16 protein-coding genes are annotated in these 15,206 nt (G+C 42.8%); 4 read left to right on the plus strand and 12 right to left on the minus strand.

Annotated elements, in window-relative coordinates:
• Nucleotides 1–98 precede the first annotated feature (98 nt).
• A complete protein-coding gene (locus tag ACTG7L_RS06500; RefSeq protein WP_439327894.1) occupies nucleotides 99–3,218 on the minus strand; it encodes a phage tail tape measure protein in 3,120 nt (1,039 codons plus the stop codon).
• A gap of 82 nt (nucleotides 3,219–3,300) precedes the next feature.
• Here ACTG7L_RS06500 and ACTG7L_RS06505 point away from each other — a divergent pair, with 82 nt between their 5' ends.
• Nucleotides 3,301–3,594 (plus strand): hypothetical protein, encoded by a 294-nt coding sequence (locus tag ACTG7L_RS06505; RefSeq protein ID WP_439327895.1) that lies wholly within the window; start codon nucleotides 3,301–3,303, stop codon nucleotides 3,592–3,594.
• Here the strand turns inward: ACTG7L_RS06505 and ACTG7L_RS06510 are convergent, their stop codons facing one another.
• The 11 genes from ACTG7L_RS06510 to ACTG7L_RS06560 form a co-directional block, all read right to left on the minus strand.
• A complete protein-coding gene (locus tag ACTG7L_RS06510; RefSeq protein WP_439327896.1) occupies nucleotides 3,595–4,062 on the minus strand; it encodes a phage virion morphogenesis protein in 468 nt (155 codons plus the stop codon).
• Entirely contained in the window at nucleotides 4,049–4,531 is a 483-nt protein-coding gene (locus tag ACTG7L_RS06515) for a phage tail protein (RefSeq protein ID WP_439327897.1), read from the minus strand. The genes ACTG7L_RS06510 and ACTG7L_RS06515 overlap by 14 nt, the downstream gene beginning before the upstream one ends.
• A complete protein-coding gene (locus ACTG7L_RS06520; RefSeq protein ID WP_439327898.1) occupies nucleotides 4,528–4,746 on the minus strand; it encodes a TraR/DksA family transcriptional regulator in 219 nt (72 codons plus the stop codon). Before ACTG7L_RS06520 ends, ACTG7L_RS06515 begins: the two co-directional genes overlap by 4 nt.
• On the minus strand, nucleotides 4,743–5,021 hold the full coding sequence (lysC, locus tag ACTG7L_RS06525; RefSeq protein WP_439327899.1) for an Rz1-like lysis system protein LysC: 279 nt from the start codon (nucleotides 5,019–5,021) through the stop codon (nucleotides 4,743–4,745). Before lysC ends, ACTG7L_RS06520 begins: the two co-directional genes overlap by 4 nt.
• Before the next feature lie 231 nt (nucleotides 5,022–5,252).
• Nucleotides 5,253–5,786: a lysozyme gene (locus ACTG7L_RS06530; RefSeq protein ID WP_439327900.1), complete on the minus strand. Its 534-nt coding sequence runs from the start codon at nucleotides 5,784–5,786 to the stop codon at nucleotides 5,253–5,255.
• Complete coding sequence (locus tag ACTG7L_RS06535; protein WP_439327901.1) at nucleotides 5,767–5,973, minus strand: phage holin; 207 nt, start codon at nucleotides 5,971–5,973, stop codon at nucleotides 5,767–5,769. The genes ACTG7L_RS06530 and ACTG7L_RS06535 overlap by 20 nt, the downstream gene beginning before the upstream one ends.
• 3 nt (nucleotides 5,974–5,976) lie before the next feature.
• Nucleotides 5,977–6,186, minus strand: coding sequence for a tail protein X (locus tag ACTG7L_RS06540; RefSeq protein ID WP_439327902.1), 210 nt, complete (start codon nucleotides 6,184–6,186; stop codon nucleotides 5,977–5,979).
• The gene (locus ACTG7L_RS06545; protein WP_439327903.1) at nucleotides 6,183–6,698 is read right to left on the minus strand and encodes a head completion/stabilization protein; all 516 of its coding nucleotides are present in this window, start codon (nucleotides 6,696–6,698) and stop codon (nucleotides 6,183–6,185) included. Before ACTG7L_RS06545 ends, ACTG7L_RS06540 begins: the two co-directional genes overlap by 4 nt.
• 112 nt (nucleotides 6,699–6,810) lie before the next feature.
• Nucleotides 6,811–7,458, minus strand: a complete 648-nt coding sequence (gene gpM, locus ACTG7L_RS06550) for a phage terminase small subunit (protein WP_439327904.1) — start codon at nucleotides 7,456–7,458, stop codon at nucleotides 6,811–6,813.
• Nucleotides 7,459–7,461: 3 nt separating this feature from the next.
• Complete coding sequence (locus tag ACTG7L_RS06555; RefSeq protein ID WP_439327905.1) at nucleotides 7,462–8,502, minus strand: phage major capsid protein, P2 family; 1,041 nt, start codon at nucleotides 8,500–8,502, stop codon at nucleotides 7,462–7,464.
• A gap of 18 nt (nucleotides 8,503–8,520) precedes the next feature.
• Nucleotides 8,521–9,360: a GPO family capsid scaffolding protein gene (locus tag ACTG7L_RS06560; protein ID WP_439327906.1), complete on the minus strand. Its 840-nt coding sequence runs from the start codon at nucleotides 9,358–9,360 to the stop codon at nucleotides 8,521–8,523.
• Between the two features lie 159 nt (nucleotides 9,361–9,519).
• On the opposite strand from ACTG7L_RS06560, the gene ACTG7L_RS06565 reads away from it, so the two are divergent.
• From ACTG7L_RS06565 to nrdD, 3 genes are all read left to right on the plus strand, one after another.
• Complete coding sequence (locus ACTG7L_RS06565) at nucleotides 9,520–11,295, plus strand: terminase large subunit domain-containing protein (RefSeq protein WP_439327907.1); 1,776 nt, start codon at nucleotides 9,520–9,522, stop codon at nucleotides 11,293–11,295.
• 8 nt (nucleotides 11,296–11,303) lie between these two features.
• Nucleotides 11,304–12,308: a phage portal protein gene (locus tag ACTG7L_RS06570; protein WP_439291265.1), complete on the plus strand. Its 1,005-nt coding sequence runs from the start codon at nucleotides 11,304–11,306 to the stop codon at nucleotides 12,306–12,308.
• A gap of 732 nt (nucleotides 12,309–13,040) precedes the next feature.
• Nucleotides 13,041–15,167: an anaerobic ribonucleoside-triphosphate reductase gene (nrdD, locus tag ACTG7L_RS06575; protein ID WP_439327908.1), complete on the plus strand. Its 2,127-nt coding sequence runs from the start codon at nucleotides 13,041–13,043 to the stop codon at nucleotides 15,165–15,167.
• The last annotated feature ends 39 nt before the right edge of the window (nucleotides 15,168–15,206 follow it).

Below are 15,206 nucleotides of genomic sequence, written 5' to 3' on the forward strand. Positions count from 1 at the left end.
ACTTGCGAACATTGCAAGCGTTTTTTATAAAAAAGTGAAAAAAAAGGCAAATTTGCCTTTTTTATTGGCAAATTAGCCCTTTTTCAACAAAATTTATGTTAATCCCTATCCCTCAAACTACTTCGCCGTTGGGCTTGTTGTTGGCTTTGGAGTTGTTGCAACTGGCGTGCCACTTCTCGGGCAATGGCTTGCGGATCTTGCCCAGCGTTGGCATTAACCGTAATGCTCACTTGCATTGGCTGTTGCGTCACCATTTGGCTCGTTGTGGCTTTTAATGGCGGTCGGTCGTCAATCTGGATGGGTTGAGCCATGGCCACGCTTAAGCCAAGCCCAGTGCCAATCAGGGCATTTTTGCCATAGTTTAGGGTGTTGAGTAATGGCACGCCTAATTTTGATGTAGCTTGTTTAGTCATCACATATTCGCCGGCGTGGACAATGCCTGCAGGTTGGTATTTTCCGCCGTTGCCAGTGTAGCCACCGCAGGCAAAGCCTTTGGCTTTTTCGACTAAACCGCCGATCCATTTTTGTTGTAAGGGGGGAATCAATTTGACATTATTTTTACCCACCAAAGAGGGAGGCGGTGAATGTGCGGCGCTTTTTGATGGATTTTTTGAGCTGCCTGTTGCTGTATCCTCGCCAAAGCCCAAAAAGGATTTGGTTTTGTCCCAAGCACTGGATATGCTGTTCCCGATACTGTCCCAACTTGGCATATTCTTAGAAAGCCAATCTATGCCATCCATTAATAGGGTTAAAGGCGTTAGGATAATTTCAATGGCGCTAGCGACTTTTTGGCCAAAACTTTCCCCCGCTTTGGTTGCATTTTCTAGCTCTGATTGCGTGGTTTGAATGGGCGTAAATAAATCAATAAACCATTGCACTAAATCCACAATCCAACCAACGATAGTGCCGAATATGGTTGCTAATGGTTGAAACTTTTCAATTACAGGGGCTAGGCCTTGTTGTAAACCAGTCCAGAAACCGCTGAAAAAGGCTTTAACCTGATCCCAATATTTGTAGATAAGTAATGCGCCAGCAATTAGGGCAGTGATAATTAGCCCAATGGGAGTAGCGACAAAACTCATTCCCGCCACTCTAGCAGCCAGAAAACCATTTTTAATTATATTAATTGCACCATTAATATAAGTCATGGGTTTCCATAAGCCTAAAATACCGTTACCAACAAATTTTAATCCTGTGGTTATTCCACTAAATAACCCTTTCCATGATGTGAATATTCGACCAAAACTCAAAGCAGATTTTCCAACCTTGGATAGGGTCGCCCCTAATAATGAATTTATCCCTGTAAAATGCCCGATTCCTAAAGCTAGTCTGGCTATTGGGTAAAGTAAATAACTGCATGCCATACTTAATCCACCTAATACCGCCATTAATCCCGCTCCGCTTGCTATCCATTTAATAATACTTGCGGTGAGCTGGGGATTGGCTTTTATCCAGTCGTTAATTTTGCGTAAAATATCCGTGAATTTCTGCACGGTATCACGTAAAAACGGGGCGACTTCTTTAAAAATGCTGATACTGATCGCATCTTTGGCACTTTCTAGGGTTTTGACATCCCCCCAAAAGTTATCTGACATCACTTTTGCGACTTCTTCCGCTCGACCCGCAGAATTTTTTAGCTTGTCGGTCATTTGTTGAATACCGTCAATGCCCGCTTGTCCGACTAATTCAACCATGGCCGTTGCCGCCTCGGTGCCGAAGATTTTTTTATAATATTCCATTCGGGTGCCGCTCCCCATTTTCTTAGTGGCTTTTTCTACATCCACTAAAATGTCGGTGAGAGACCGCATATTGCCTTTTTTATCTTTGGCTCTAACGCCTAATTTCCCCAAGGCTTGTGCAGCTTGTTTGGGCGGAGCCGCTAAACGTAACATCGCTGAACGTAAAGACGTACCGGCCTGTGTGCCTTTAATCCCCACGTTACCTAATAACCCTACCATAGCGGACATGGTTTCAAAATCTTGTCCTGTGGATGTGGCAATGGGGCCGAGGTATTTCATGGTTTCGCCCAATCCCTCGAGGGTGGTATTAGAACTGGAAAAGGTATTCACTAATACGTCAGCAACCCGCCCCATATCATCGGCAGAAATTTTAAAACCAGAAGAAATATCCGAGGCAATGTCGGAGGCTCGCCCCATTTCAATGCCCGCCGCTTTGGTCATGCTTAACACGGCCGGCATAGCGGCCTCGATTTGCTCAGATTTAAATCCCGCCATGGCTAAATAGCCTTGCCCCTGTGCCACTTCGCCTGATGTGAACGAGGTATTGGCCCCTAAATCAATGCCTTGTTGGCGTAAGCGTTCTAACTTTTCCGCTTGTTTGGGGTCAAACCTATTTAAGCCTGTTAAAGCCTCTACTTTGGAAAAGTCCTGTTCAAAATCAAAGGCGGGTCGCATCATCATATAGCCCGCCCCGAGTGTGGCAGTGCCAGTAGTTAATGCCCGTTGGCCAAAATGCTGTAATCGTTCGGAACCCGATTTTAGTGTATCCACTTGGTTGCGGTAGGCTTGCCGTTGCTTGACTCGTTTATTGACTTTCTCTAACGCACTTTGTTGTTTTTCAAGGGCTTGATTGGCTACATTAATTTTGGTTTTGAGATCGCCCTCATATTGTGCCAGTTCTTTGGTGCTGATCCCCGCCTCACGTAATTTAGTTCGAAGTTGTTTTAATTGTTCATATTGATTCTTTCTTTCTCGTTGTGACACACTGATCGCCTGTTTTTCATTTCGCATTTGTTGCGTGGTTTTGGCAATTCGGGTACTTAATTCATCATAACGTTTGCCTAAGGCTTGCAATCGGGTTTGAGATTGCATGACTTCGGCGTTAATTTGGGATAAATTGCCACCGCCTAAACGTTTGGCGTTGAATTGTGCCTCAATTAATTTGCCATAGCGTATTTTTTCTTGCGACAGGTCTTGTGAAATGGCACTGCGTTTGGTTTTATGCTCGTCTTTTGTGGTGCGTAACTGGGTTAATTTCTGTTTGTGTTTATCCAGTTCCTGAATAGTCTTTTTAAAGTTTTCTCGGGTGCTTTTAAAGCTGTCAATGGTATTTTGTGATTTCTCCAATCCTTTCAATTCAGATTTGGCTTTTTTCAATGTGCTAGATAATTTTTCTGCTTGCTTGGAGGCATTGCGAAACGGTGCAGTGAGTTTATCTACCGCACTTAATATCACGTTTAACTGTAAATTTTGGCTCATATTTCGGTTCTCTTATCTAAAATTATTGACATCTAAAAGCAAAAAGGCGTAAATTTAATAAAACCCGATTGGAGAAATTACCATGCTTGGATTCATCCTATTCCTTTTTTGTTTGCCTGCGGCTCTCGCTATGCTTGTTGTGGTTGCCCCTTTTGTTATACTTGCTCCGTTTGTTGCTAGCGTCACTGCAACAGTCGCAGCGGTTTTGCCATTTATTGGCGGTGGTTTTATTGTTGTTCTTGCGTTGGGTTTAGTGCTTTATCCTTTTAAAAATTGGATTGAAAAACACAATAAAATATTAACTTATTGGAGTGACCGTATTGGTATTACACTGTTTGTCATTACTGTGTTTTATCATATTTTTTATGTTTGGTAACTAAACAGATAACTGCTCAACAATCAAATCTTCAATCAACGCCAAATCCTGATCTGCAAAGCCCAACAATTCCCGTTGGGCATATTTCACTTTTCTTTCGCTTTTTCTTTGCACTCGGCTTGGTAAGCCATATTGATGCACGCTGGCAATCATTCCGCCACTGCCACTAAATCCAACAGCAACCTCTGCTTGATTTGATCGCACTTTAAAAAAGCGTACCGTCCGCAGTTTGGCAAACATCGCCTTGCGTTTCACTCGCCCTTTGGCATTCTTGGCTTTTTTGCTCACTCGTTGCGGCTTTCTTGGCTCATACGCCGTACCGTCGGGGTTTTGCTGTTTGGCGATTCTGTCCGCTTGGCTTTTTCGCAGTTTAAAACCAATATCCCTGGCTAATTTTCGCCGTTGTTGCGGGCTGATATTGGCTAAAAGTGCGGTGAATTTTGCTTGAATTTCATCAACCGTTGACATTGTTGTTACTCGCAAAAATTAAGTTATCTTCATCTTCAAAATACACGTTGATCCGTTCATTGCCCCAAACGGGCTCGGGTTTGTAGTCTAAAACCACGCTGTCCGCTTGCGATTGTTTCACCACGACCCGTTCTGTGATGGGGCTGATTTCAAAATGAATATCAGCGGTGTTGTTATTGTTAAAATCAGGTAAAAAGCGAATGGCTTTATCACGCAAATCGGGGTTAGCAAAGAGTTCTGGTTGGTTGATTTGCAAATACGCCAACAATGGCACGGTGAGCCGTGCGATGTCGTCGGGGTAGTCGGTGACGATAATATTTAGGCTATATTGCAATTCAAAGCTCAAGTTATCCGTGCCAGTGCGAATGATTTTGCCGTCATCAATAAATAACTGCAGTTTGTCAGGGTTCGCCACAAAAAAGGGGTTAGCTTGTTCTAACACTTTGCGAAGTTGGTTGGGCTTTTTCATGGGCGAAATCCTTTTTGACGCAGTTCGAATTCCTGTTGGCAATCAATGCAACGTTTACAGCCGATCACCATTTGACGGCGTTTTTCTGGAATGGGGTCAGCACAATCTATGCAATGGGTTAGGCTGATATTTCGTTGTACGCTGAGTTGATTACGTAAGGCAATATCACGCTGTAATTGCTCGGCTTGTTGGGCATTATCTATGGCATCCGTCATGGGCTGTTTCCCTGTATTTGGTTAAATGTGTCAATGCACTGTGTTAAGGCTTGAAGTTCCGTTACGCATAAATCTGTTTGGTTTAAAGCGTGGTCTAACGCTAAGGCTAAATCACGGTTGGTTTTGATGTCCTTGAGTGTGACCGCTTGGCAATGATGTGTGGTTGGACACAGAATTTTTGCTTGGATTGGTACGATTTCCACGTTGCTTGAACAGCCGACTAACATCATCAGGCACAGGGCTATCACTCCAGCTTTGATTATTTTGTAGGACATTATTCAGTTCCTTGGTTTGCTGTTGTTGGGTCTGTTGCATAGCTTGCACGGCAAGGGTCAAGCGTTGCGTTTGTTGGTTAAATTCATCTATCATTTCGGTGATGTGCAAATATTGGCTTTGCCATTGCCGTTTTAACATTTCTTCTTTGTCGGCCTCGGCTCGCCAGTAACTACTTTGTTTGCCTAAAAAAATGATGATGCACAACATCACAATAGGGCCTATTAATAGGATTATTTTTTCTTTAATACTGAGGAAGTTAAACACAATGCTTGCTCCTGTTTGCGTCGGGTTTCTAAGCCCGCTAATTTTTGCCCTTTGGCATAAACCCAACGGGGGAACTGATCACACATGGCTTGAATGTCACCGGCTCTGGCATAACGAAAGAGGGTAGAATTTTTCAAGGCACCGCAACCCACGTTAAAGGTGAGCGACACCGACGCTTCAAAGGCACCCTGTGGCAATCGTCGGCCGTTGGCGTAGTCGTTGACACAACGTTCTGCCACTTTGATATTTCGCACCCAACTGTCGGCAATTTCTTGTAGGGTGTAGGTTTTGTTACGTTCGATTTTTTCGCCACTGGTTTCGGCGGTGCCGATACCGTAGGTCCAATAACCGGCGGGGCATTGATAAGCCTGTGTGCGACAGCCCTCAGCATTGCCAATCAGGGCAAGGCCTTTTTCCGTGGTGCGAAATCCGTCACCGGTGGCTAAGGCGAGGGCAATCACGGCCATGACGGCACAGCCTTTAATGAGTTTTTTTGCCATGCTGTTCTCCTGTTTCAAGTTCTTGTTTTTTCAATTCGTAATCCTTTTGTTTGTAGTACCAGTTAATAAATAACGTGACGACCCCAAATAAAATCCCAAAAATAGCTGCCCAGTCATTTATGGTTAAGCCTGCAATAAACGTCATAAAAGCCCCAAAATAGGATAGTTGATCTGTGTTCTTATTCATGGTTTAGCTCCAAAGCTGGACGCTGTTTGTGTTTACCGCTTGAGGGTTGTTGCTGTCGGGCAAAATGACTTCGGTGCCAAGGGGTAAAATGGCCTGAGCGGTCAGTTGCGGATTCAGCAACAAGGTTTGTTCTAATAACCCGCCGTAACTGGTGCCAAAAGTGCGGTAAATCATGGCATCTAAATTATCGTGCTGTTGTGCGTAAACTTTCATAATAATTCCACGTTAAGGCGGTTTTTACCTAAGATGTCAGCAATGGCAAAGCGGGCATCTCGGCGGAGTTGGTGAATGCTATCTTGCAATAACGCCATTTTCTTTTCACCGTCTGCGGTAGTGTCGTAGCTCGCATAGCGTTCATACAGGTTGGCCGTGGCTAAACAATGCACGGCTCGTTGATAACGCCAGACTAATAGGCTTGTGCCGTTAATGATTTGGCTTGGCATATCTGCAAGGGTGGCAATTACGTCATCTTGTGGGTGAGTGATAACGGTGGCTAATTCCGCATTCACCGTGGCCATGGCCTCAATTAGGGCATCTTTTAGCCTTGTTGTGGTTATGGTGCCGTCTAGGCGGGCTTGGTTGCGGTATTGGCTGATGGAAATATCAGGGAAATAGCCGTCATTACGGATGACATCTTGTTCTTGCTCTAGGGTATCCACTGCGTTTTGCAGTTGGCTCATTTCGTAGTTTTGAGCCAATTTGATTGAAATGGTGCCGTCTGTCATTGCGTTTCCTTTTCCATTTTTTGCACCTAATAAAAAAACGGGGTGGGGACGAATTAAAATGGCGTTAGCCTTTTTTCGTCCGCCCCGTTGGCTTGGTGATATGTTCGGTTAATTAGTCGTTAATATTGAGCTGTTTGCGAAGTTTCCGTACGTCGCCTTTGACACCGATTTGCGGATTGAGCTGTAAAGCACGTTCCAACGTGGCAAGGGCTTGTGTGGGATTCGTCGCCATTTGCAATAAACCCCATTCACGATATAACCTTGCTCGGCTTTCATCTGGCATGTCTTCATCGGCGGTGAGTTCCGCCACTCGTGCCAAATAGCTCACGTTAAAAGGCTGTTTGGCAAGCAGGGCGGTTTTGGCTTGGTCGGCAAATTCTTCCGCAAGCATGGCGCCTAATGTGCGAGTAAACGGCTCGGGCAATTTTAGTTGTTGATGAATAGCGTAATCCGCAATGGTTAGGGCAAGGTTAAACTGTTGGCAGTCTATCGCCCACACCAACCACGTCATCAACACATTATCTTGCTTGCCGGTGCCTGTTTTTAACGCTCCCTCAATCCACGGCAGATAATCGGGCAGAATGGCTTTTTTGTATTCTGCCTTTTTTTCGGTGGATTGAATGAGTTTCAGGTCTTTTTTATGCCGTGCCAACAGAAACAGCATTTTTTCGTAGGCGGTGCTGTTTTCAAGTGCGGTGTTTTCTTCCGCACTTGCCATTTCAGCACTGACTCTTAGAAAATGGGCTTTTGTTGGTCGCATAGGTTAGTCCTGTTTTTTTGCTGGAGCGTCAACAATAGTGATGTTGGTTGCGAGGGCAACGGCATCGTAATTTTCTACTACGTACGCCTCATTGGAAGAGAGTAAATCTTCAATGCGGTCACGTCGAGGGTTATCAATAATCGCTCGACGCATTTTGCCCTCTTGCACATAGATAGAAAGGTTATCTAAGCTAGTCACTAATACCGTACCTTTCGGGAAGAATGGTACGCTGACAGCTCGCAATCCGCCCACACGTTTTTGGCTGATAATGGTATCAGCAGCAAGTTGTTCTGTTGCTTGGCTATCATTGATTAATGGGAAGTATTTATCTGCCAATAAATCACTGCTCATAATAGCAACTAATTTGCTGTCGTTGCGGTATTGAGCTGCAATAAAATCTTCTTTCATTGAGAACACTAACGCATCTAAATTGGCATAGGTTTTATTTGTTCCAATTTCAATGGTGTTTGTGCCTGAATGTTCTTCTTTCATCACTTTTTCAGGCGCTTTTTCTTTCACTAATTGCAACCAACCTTTATTGACATCTTGCAATAATGGATAGGTAGTAATATTGGTTTCTTTTTCGGCTTTTTCACCATTAAAACCGATCATAATGCGGTCAAGTGCAATACGTTGAGCTTTGACGTTGCCTACTCGTGCGGCGAAGTCAGGGAATTTTGCCCATGCGTCTAATTCCGCATAAGTGATATGAGAATCAAAGTTGGTTTGTGAACAAAGGAAACTGTTATCTGTTAAGCTATGAATGGTTTTTGTTTCACGATCTTTGATGTTGGTATTGGTACGGCTTGCAATCGGTCCTGATACGCCTAACTGCAAGGCTTGACCTGCTTGTTCATCTACGGTGATAACATTGATCATGCCTAAAAATTCGGAGCTTTCTAAAACGGCTGTTTCTAATTTTTGTTGAACAGTTGGCTCAATGTCAAATTGCTTGCCTGCAAAAATCTCGCTGAATTCTACGGCATTGTCACTGGCTACGTTGCCTAAATATTGTTTAAATTGTTGTGAAGTGGTTTGTTTCATAATCTTTCCTTTTTGAAATTAAAATTTATAACCGTTTTGACCATTGCCACCTAAGGCTTTGGGACGTTCGCTATATTCGGCTTTGGGTTCATTCTTCACTTGCTCAAACTTCGCCAAAATTGCCTGATTTTCGCTTTGAATTTGGCTAAATTGTGCCTGTAATGCTTGATTCTCTGCTGAAAGTGCGGTGATTTCTGCACAACTTTGTTGTAAGCGTTCAGACAGTAATAACACTGCCTTATCCTGATCCGCAAAGCGTTGTTCTTGGTTGCGTTCTTTGTTGGCAAACATGGCTTTGATTTTTTCAAATAAAGACGGCTTTTCGGGTTCAGCGTCTGCCAATTCCGCAAAGTTAAATTCCGTTTCTAACGCAACGGTGAATAGGTTATCGGCTTTTTGTTTGCGACTTGCCAACGGATTCATTTGGGCATGACTGGCAAATTGCAACATTTCCGTGCCAAGGCTTGCGGGGCTGTCCGTGACGGCTAACCCGACTAAATAGGCCTCGCCAGTATCGGCAAAATTCGGATCCACTTCGATTGAGGTGTAGATTTTTTGACGGTCTTTATTTAACGCAATCAGTGCCTCAGTTGGGTCAATTTGGGCGAGTAATTGCAGTTTGCCGTCTTTTTCTTCGGCTTTGAGTGCTAACACATCACCGTAGCATTGCGAATGCGGTTGGTCTTTGGCATATAAATAAAATTGAATATGCTCAAGGTTGATTCTCGCCCCGTAGGTTTTGGGGTCGTAGTTTTTGGCCATTTGCTCAATCCAGTTTCGCTGAATGGCACGTCCGTCTGTGGTCGCCCCCTCGGTGGCAATCACAAACCATTTGTGTTGTGTGTTTTTGTCGGTCATTGGTTTTGTCCCTTTGGTGAAATTGCCTTAATGATGTTGAATTTCCTTGAGCTTGTCAGCGTTCGCCTTATGTGAATAACCACTCAACAGGGAGGATAAAAAAACAAGGTAGGGGGAATGTTGAATAATGCGGATAAATAAACAGGAATGTACATCATCATGACAGAAACTAACGAAAATGCCACCGCACTTTTAACCACCTTAGACCACAAGCGACAAGCTCGCCTGTGGTATTTTGCCGGTTATCGAATCAGCGAAATTGCGGAGCTGTTGGCTTTGCCTGTGTCCACGGTGTCCAGTTGGAAAGACAGGGAGAAATGGGACGACGTTTCGCCCATTGGTCGGGTTGAAAATACGCTAGAGGCTCGCTTAAATTTGTTGATTTTGAAAGACAACAAAACAGGGGGCGATTTTAAAGAAATTGACCTGTTGCAACGGCAAATGGAAAGCGTGGCCAGAATTAAAAAATACAGCAATGGCGGCGGCAATCAGGCGGATCTCAATCCGAAATTGGCGAACCGCAACAAGGGCGGAAAATCAGGGGATAAAAACCCAATTACCGCCGAACAGGAAGAATTGCTGATTAATGGCTTTTTTGATGGCATTTTTGCCTATCAAAAGCAATGGTTTTATGCTGGGCAACAACAGCGGATTCGGGAAATTTTAAAAAGCCGTCAAATTGGCGCAACCTATTATTTCGCCCGTGAGGCCTTTGTTGATGCCTTAAAAACAGGGCGGAATCAGATTTTTCTGTCTGCCAGTAAAAAACAGGCGTTGCAGTTTCGATCCTATATTTTAGCCTACGCCAAAGAAAAAGCGGATTTGACCTTAAAGGGGGAAACTATCGCTTTGCCGAATGGGGCGGAACTTTATTTTTTAGGCACCAATGCGGCGACTGCTCAATCCTACCACGGCAATTTGTATTTTGATGAATATTTCTGGGTGCCGAAATTTAGCACGATGCGAAAAGTGGCGTCTGCTATGGCATCACAAAAGCAATATCGCCAAACCTATTTTTCTACCCCAACGACCACCAGTTCCGAGGCCTACCGCTTTTGGTCGGGGAAATCCTTTAATCAGAATCGCCCGAAAGACCAAAAGGCAGAATTTGATTTGAGCCACGCCAATTTGCAAGGCGGAAAATTAATGCCTGATAAGCACTGGAAACAGATTGTGACTATTTATGATGCGGAAAAGGGCGGTTGTGATTTGTTTGATATTGAGCATTTGAAATTTGAGAACAGCACGGAAGAATTTGAGCAGTTGTTTTTGTGCCAGTTTGCGGACGATAACAGCTCGGTGTTTAAATTTAATGAATTGAGTTTGTGTCAAGTGGACAGCCTAGACGAATGGCACGATGTCAAACCGCATTTGGCTCGCCCTTTTGGCAATCGGGAAGTGTGGATCGGTTACGACCCCGCCAATACAGGCGACCGCTCGGCATTGGTGATTGTCGCACCGCCGAGAGTGGACGGCGGTAAATTCCGCCTGTTGCATTATGAAACCTATCACGGCTTGGATTTTACCGTGCAAGCGGAGAAAATCCGCCAATTTTTGAGCCAATATAACGTGACTCGCATTGCCATTGATAAAACAGGGCTTGGCGTGGGCGTGTTTCAGTTGGTGCGGCAATTTTTTCCGCAAGTGGTCGGCTTGGATTATAGCCCTGATTTAAAAAATGAAATGGTGTTGAAAATGCTCAATCTCGTGCAAAAACGCCGTTTTGAATATGATCACTCGCAAGAAGTGACCACTAGCTTTATGACCATTAAACGCCAGCTTACCCGAACAGGTCGGCAGATTACCTATGTGTCGGATCGATCCGCTGAAGCTAGTCACGGCGATATTGCGTGGGCGATTATGTCGTGCATTATTAACGAATCCTTTGACGGTTCCACCGTGCAAAGCCAATCGGCAATTTTTACTTTTGATTAGGACAGACAATGAAAAAACACAAACAGCAAGCGAACAAACAGGCAATGGCGTTTTCCTTTGGCGAACCTGTGCCAGTGCTAGACCGTGCGGATATTTTGAATTATTTTGAAACCGTGCTGATGTATCAAAAATATTATCATCCGCCTGTGGAAATGAGTGGACTCTCAAGGGCGTTGTTGGCATCGCCATATCATCAAAGTGCGATCTCGGTGAAAACCAATGTGCTACTTTCTACTTGTCAAACTACCGCACTTTTGCCAGCGACCCAGTTGGAAAAGTTTATCAAAGATTATTTGATTTTCGGCAATGCCTATCTGCACAAAGTGGAAAATGCCTTTGGTGACGTGATTCGGCTGGAAACGCCGTTGGCAAAATATATGCGAGTGGGGGCAGAACAGGGCGTGTATTATCAGCTCATTAATGGCACGACCACGGAATATGAATTTCCCAAAGATTCGGTGTTTCATTTCACCAATGCGGATATTAATCAGGAAATCTACGGCTTACCTGATTATTTGAGTGCCTTGCAATCGGCGTTTTTAAATGAAAGTGCTACGCTGTTTCGCCGTAAATATTATTTAAACGGTGCGCACGCAGGCAGTATTATTTATATGACCGATGCAATGAACGGCAACGATGATATAGAAAATATTAAGGATCAGCTCAAAGATGCCAAAGGACGGGGTAATTTCAAGAATCTGTTTTTGTATTCACCCAACGGCAAATCGGACGGGATAAAAGTCATTCCGCTGTCAGATATTTCCGCTAAAGATGATTTCTTAAACATCAAAAACGCCAGCCGTGATGATATTCTCGCCGCTCACCGTATTCCACCGCAATTAATGGGCATTGTACCAACCAATACAGGCGGTTTTGGTGACGTGGAAAAGGCGGGCAAAGTGTTCTTTATCAACGAAATCAAACCGCTACAAAATAAACTGAAAGCGATTAATGATTGGTTAGGCATAGAAGTCGTTAAGTTTGAGCCGTATGCGTTGCTGGAAAATAATTAAATTTCGCCTCCGATAAGATCCTTTCAAAAAAAGCATTTTGGCACAGGCTGAAATGCTTTTATTTTTTCCAAAATACCTAATGAATGTGCCAACAGATAATAATATTTACCCAATGTTATTATAACATTTTGAATATTCAAGCAAATTCAAAAAACGCCAAAATCCCCAAAATTCGCCCATTTTCCCCACCCAAAAAACGCAAGCATATCCTCGCCTCGCCCGCACGTTAAATAGGTGCTTTTTTACGCAAAAATAAAATAGTGATCCGAATAGGTAGAATCTAGGCTGATTGAGATCCAAATAATCAGATCTTTTTACGCATTTTTACGCAGAAAAACGCAATTTTGAGATCCTTGAAAAGTGATTAATGAAGTGTGACCAAAATTGTGTCCTGAATGTGACAAATAATCAAAATTTACGAGATTGATTGGTTAGGTAACTGTCTGATTATTAAGTAAATTTGATTTTAACTTTCGGCAGTTTTACAACTCCAAAACCGAATGCTGGGAGTTCGAGCCTCTCCGCCCCTGCCATTTTTCCATTTTCTATTGATTTGTAAAAGTGCGGTCAAAAATTTCCAAGATTTCTGTATTAAATAATTTCAACTAAATTAATTGGTTAATTTCTCCCCTTTGATCTTAATCAATCTTTCTTTATATTCCCCCTTGAATTTCAATCTTTATCTATATATAGTGTTTTTGTTTTTATTTGGCACAATATATTGGGGTTTGTATGGTTTCTTTTTCTGTAACAAAGCGAGATGGTTCTCATGCTAGCTTTGAAATTCAACGTATTATTAATGCGATTAAAAAAGCGGCAAAAGCGGTAAATATCCAAGATGAACGTTATTATCACAAAATTGGTCAGCAAGTTTGTGAGGAGATTTTTAGTTTATATAAAACAGACATTGATATTAGCCATATCCAACATATTGTAGAAAATAAATTAATGGCGAGTGAATACCCGCAAGTAGCAAGAGCTTACATTGAATATCGTCATGATCGTGATTTGGCTCGTGAAAAACGTAGTCTGCTTACTCAAGAAATTGAGGGACTGATTGAACAGACGAATATGGAAGTGTTAAATGAAAATGCGAACAAAGATGCCAAAGTTATCCCGACACAACGAGATTTATTAGCAGGGATTGTCGCCAAGCATTATGCGAAACACTATTTATTACCGAAAGATGTGGTTGAAGCACACGAAAAAGGCGAAATTCATTATCATGATTTAGATTATTCTCCATTTTTTCCAATGTTTAACTGTATGCTAGTGGATTTGAAAGGCATGCTAACCCATGGTTTTAAGATGGGGAACGCAGAAATTGAGCCACCAAGATCGATTGGCACAGCAACTGCTGTTACGGCACAAATTATCGCTCAAGTGGCAAGCCATATTTATGGCGGAACAACCATTAATCGTATTGATGAAGTCCTTGCTCCCTATGTACAAATTAGTTATGAAAAATTGCTCAAGATTGCCCAAGATTGGCAAATCCCCGATCCGCAAGGTTACGCTCAAACGTTAATTGAAAAAGAATGTTTCGATGCTTTCCAATCTTTAGAATACGAAGTGAATACTTTACATACAGCGAATGGTCAAACGCCTTTTGTGACATTTGGTTTTGGTTTAGGTACAAGTTGGCAGGAACGCTTGATTCAAAAATCTATTTTGCGTAATCGTATTCGTGGTTTGGGGAAAAATCATAAAACACCTGTTTTCCCTAAACTTGTGTTTACGATTAAAAAAGGGGTGAATCAAGCCACTCAGGATCCCAATTATGATATTAAAAAGCTGGCATTAGAATGTGCCTCAAAACGTATGTATCCTGATATTTTAAATTATGATCAAGTGGTAAAAGTCACTGGCTCATTCAAAGCCCCGATGGGTTGCCGTAGTTTTTTGGGTAAATATGTAGAAAATGGGCAAGAAATTCATGATGGACGCAATAATCTAGGTGTGGTTAGCTTAAACTTACCTCGTATAGCCCTAGAAGCCGAAGGCTCAGAACAACAGTTTTATCACATTTTGGATCAGCGTTTAGCCATGGCTAAAAAAGCCTTGCTTACTCGCATTGCTCGGCTTGAAAAAACCAAAGCTCGAGTTGCCCCAATTTTATATATGGAGGGTGCTTGTGGCGTACGATTAAAAGCAGATGATTATGTGGCGGATATTTTCAAAAACGGTCGAGCCTCTATTTCGTTGGGATATATTGGTATTTATGAAACGGTTAATGCCCTTTATCATGCAGGACATATTTTTGATAAACAGGATTTGCGTGAAAAAGGGATTGAGATTGTGAAGTATTTAAATCAAGCGGTTAAACAATGGACGCAAGAAACAGGCTATGCCTTTAGTCTTTATTCGACCCCAAGTGAAAATCTTTGTGACCGCTTTTGCCGCTTAGATACGAAAAAGTTCGGTGTGATTGATGGCGTGACTGACAAAGGATACTATACCAATAGCTATCATTTAGATGTTGAAAAGAAAGTGAATCCATACGATAAATTGGATTTTGAAATGCCTTATCCGCCTTTAGCCAGTGGTGGTTTTATTTGTTATGGTGAATATCCCAACGTCCAACATAACCTTAAAGCGTTAGAAGATGTATGGGATTATAGCTATGATCGAGTCCCTTATTATGGCACCAATACACCGATTGACGAATGTTATCTCTGTGGTTATTCAGGTGAATTTGAATGTACGAGCAAAGGGTTTACCTGTCCGAAATGTGGCAACCACGATAGCAACACTGTATCGGTGACTCGCCGTGTATGTGGTTATTTAGGTAGTCCTGATGCTCGACCTTTTAATTCAGGTAAGCAAGAAGAAGTGAAACGTCGAGTCAAACATTTGTAAAGGCAAAGTGCGGTATTTTTCCTCAAACTTTTGTCAAAA

This window comes from Lonepinella sp. BR2357 (assembly GCF_051851525.1).
GTDB lineage: Bacteria > Pseudomonadota > Gammaproteobacteria > Enterobacterales > Pasteurellaceae > Lonepinella.

What these genes read in the sequence shown, in the direction of transcription:
- ACTG7L_RS06500 (WP_439327894.1), bottom strand. Translation starts at nt 3,218, where the DNA reads ATGAGCCAAAATTTACAGTTAAACGTGATATTAAGTGCGGTAGATAAA.
- ACTG7L_RS06505 (WP_439327895.1), top strand. Translation starts at nt 3,301, where the DNA reads ATGCTTGGATTCATCCTATTCCTTTTTTGTTTGCCTGCGGCTCTCGCT.
- ACTG7L_RS06510 (WP_439327896.1), bottom strand. Translation starts at nt 4,062, where the DNA reads ATGTCAACGGTTGATGAAATTCAAGCAAAATTCACCGCACTTTTAGCC.
- ACTG7L_RS06515 (WP_439327897.1), bottom strand. Translation starts at nt 4,531, where the DNA reads ATGAAAAAGCCCAACCAACTTCGCAAAGTGTTAGAACAAGCTAACCCC.
- ACTG7L_RS06520 (WP_439327898.1), bottom strand. Translation starts at nt 4,746, where the DNA reads ATGACGGATGCCATAGATAATGCCCAACAAGCCGAGCAATTACAGCGT.
- lysC (WP_439327899.1), bottom strand. Translation starts at nt 5,021, where the DNA reads ATGTCCTACAAAATAATCAAAGCTGGAGTGATAGCCCTGTGCCTGATG.
- ACTG7L_RS06530 (WP_439327900.1), bottom strand. Translation starts at nt 5,786, where the DNA reads ATGGCAAAAAAACTCATTAAAGGCTGTGCCGTCATGGCCGTGATTGCC.
- ACTG7L_RS06535 (WP_439327901.1), bottom strand. Translation starts at nt 5,973, where the DNA reads ATGAATAAGAACACAGATCAACTATCCTATTTTGGGGCTTTTATGACG.
- ACTG7L_RS06540 (WP_439327902.1), bottom strand. Translation starts at nt 6,186, where the DNA reads ATGAAAGTTTACGCACAACAGCACGATAATTTAGATGCCATGATTTAC.
- ACTG7L_RS06545 (WP_439327903.1), bottom strand. Translation starts at nt 6,698, where the DNA reads ATGACAGACGGCACCATTTCAATCAAATTGGCTCAAAACTACGAAATG.
- gpM (WP_439327904.1), bottom strand. Translation starts at nt 7,458, where the DNA reads ATGCGACCAACAAAAGCCCATTTTCTAAGAGTCAGTGCTGAAATGGCA.
- ACTG7L_RS06555 (WP_439327905.1), bottom strand. Translation starts at nt 8,502, where the DNA reads ATGAAACAAACCACTTCACAACAATTTAAACAATATTTAGGCAACGTA.
- ACTG7L_RS06560 (WP_439327906.1), bottom strand. Translation starts at nt 9,360, where the DNA reads ATGACCGACAAAAACACACAACACAAATGGTTTGTGATTGCCACCGAG.
- ACTG7L_RS06565 (WP_439327907.1), top strand. Translation starts at nt 9,520, where the DNA reads ATGACAGAAACTAACGAAAATGCCACCGCACTTTTAACCACCTTAGAC.
- ACTG7L_RS06570 (WP_439291265.1), top strand. Translation starts at nt 11,304, where the DNA reads ATGAAAAAACACAAACAGCAAGCGAACAAACAGGCAATGGCGTTTTCC.
- nrdD (WP_439327908.1), top strand. Translation starts at nt 13,041, where the DNA reads ATGGTTTCTTTTTCTGTAACAAAGCGAGATGGTTCTCATGCTAGCTTT.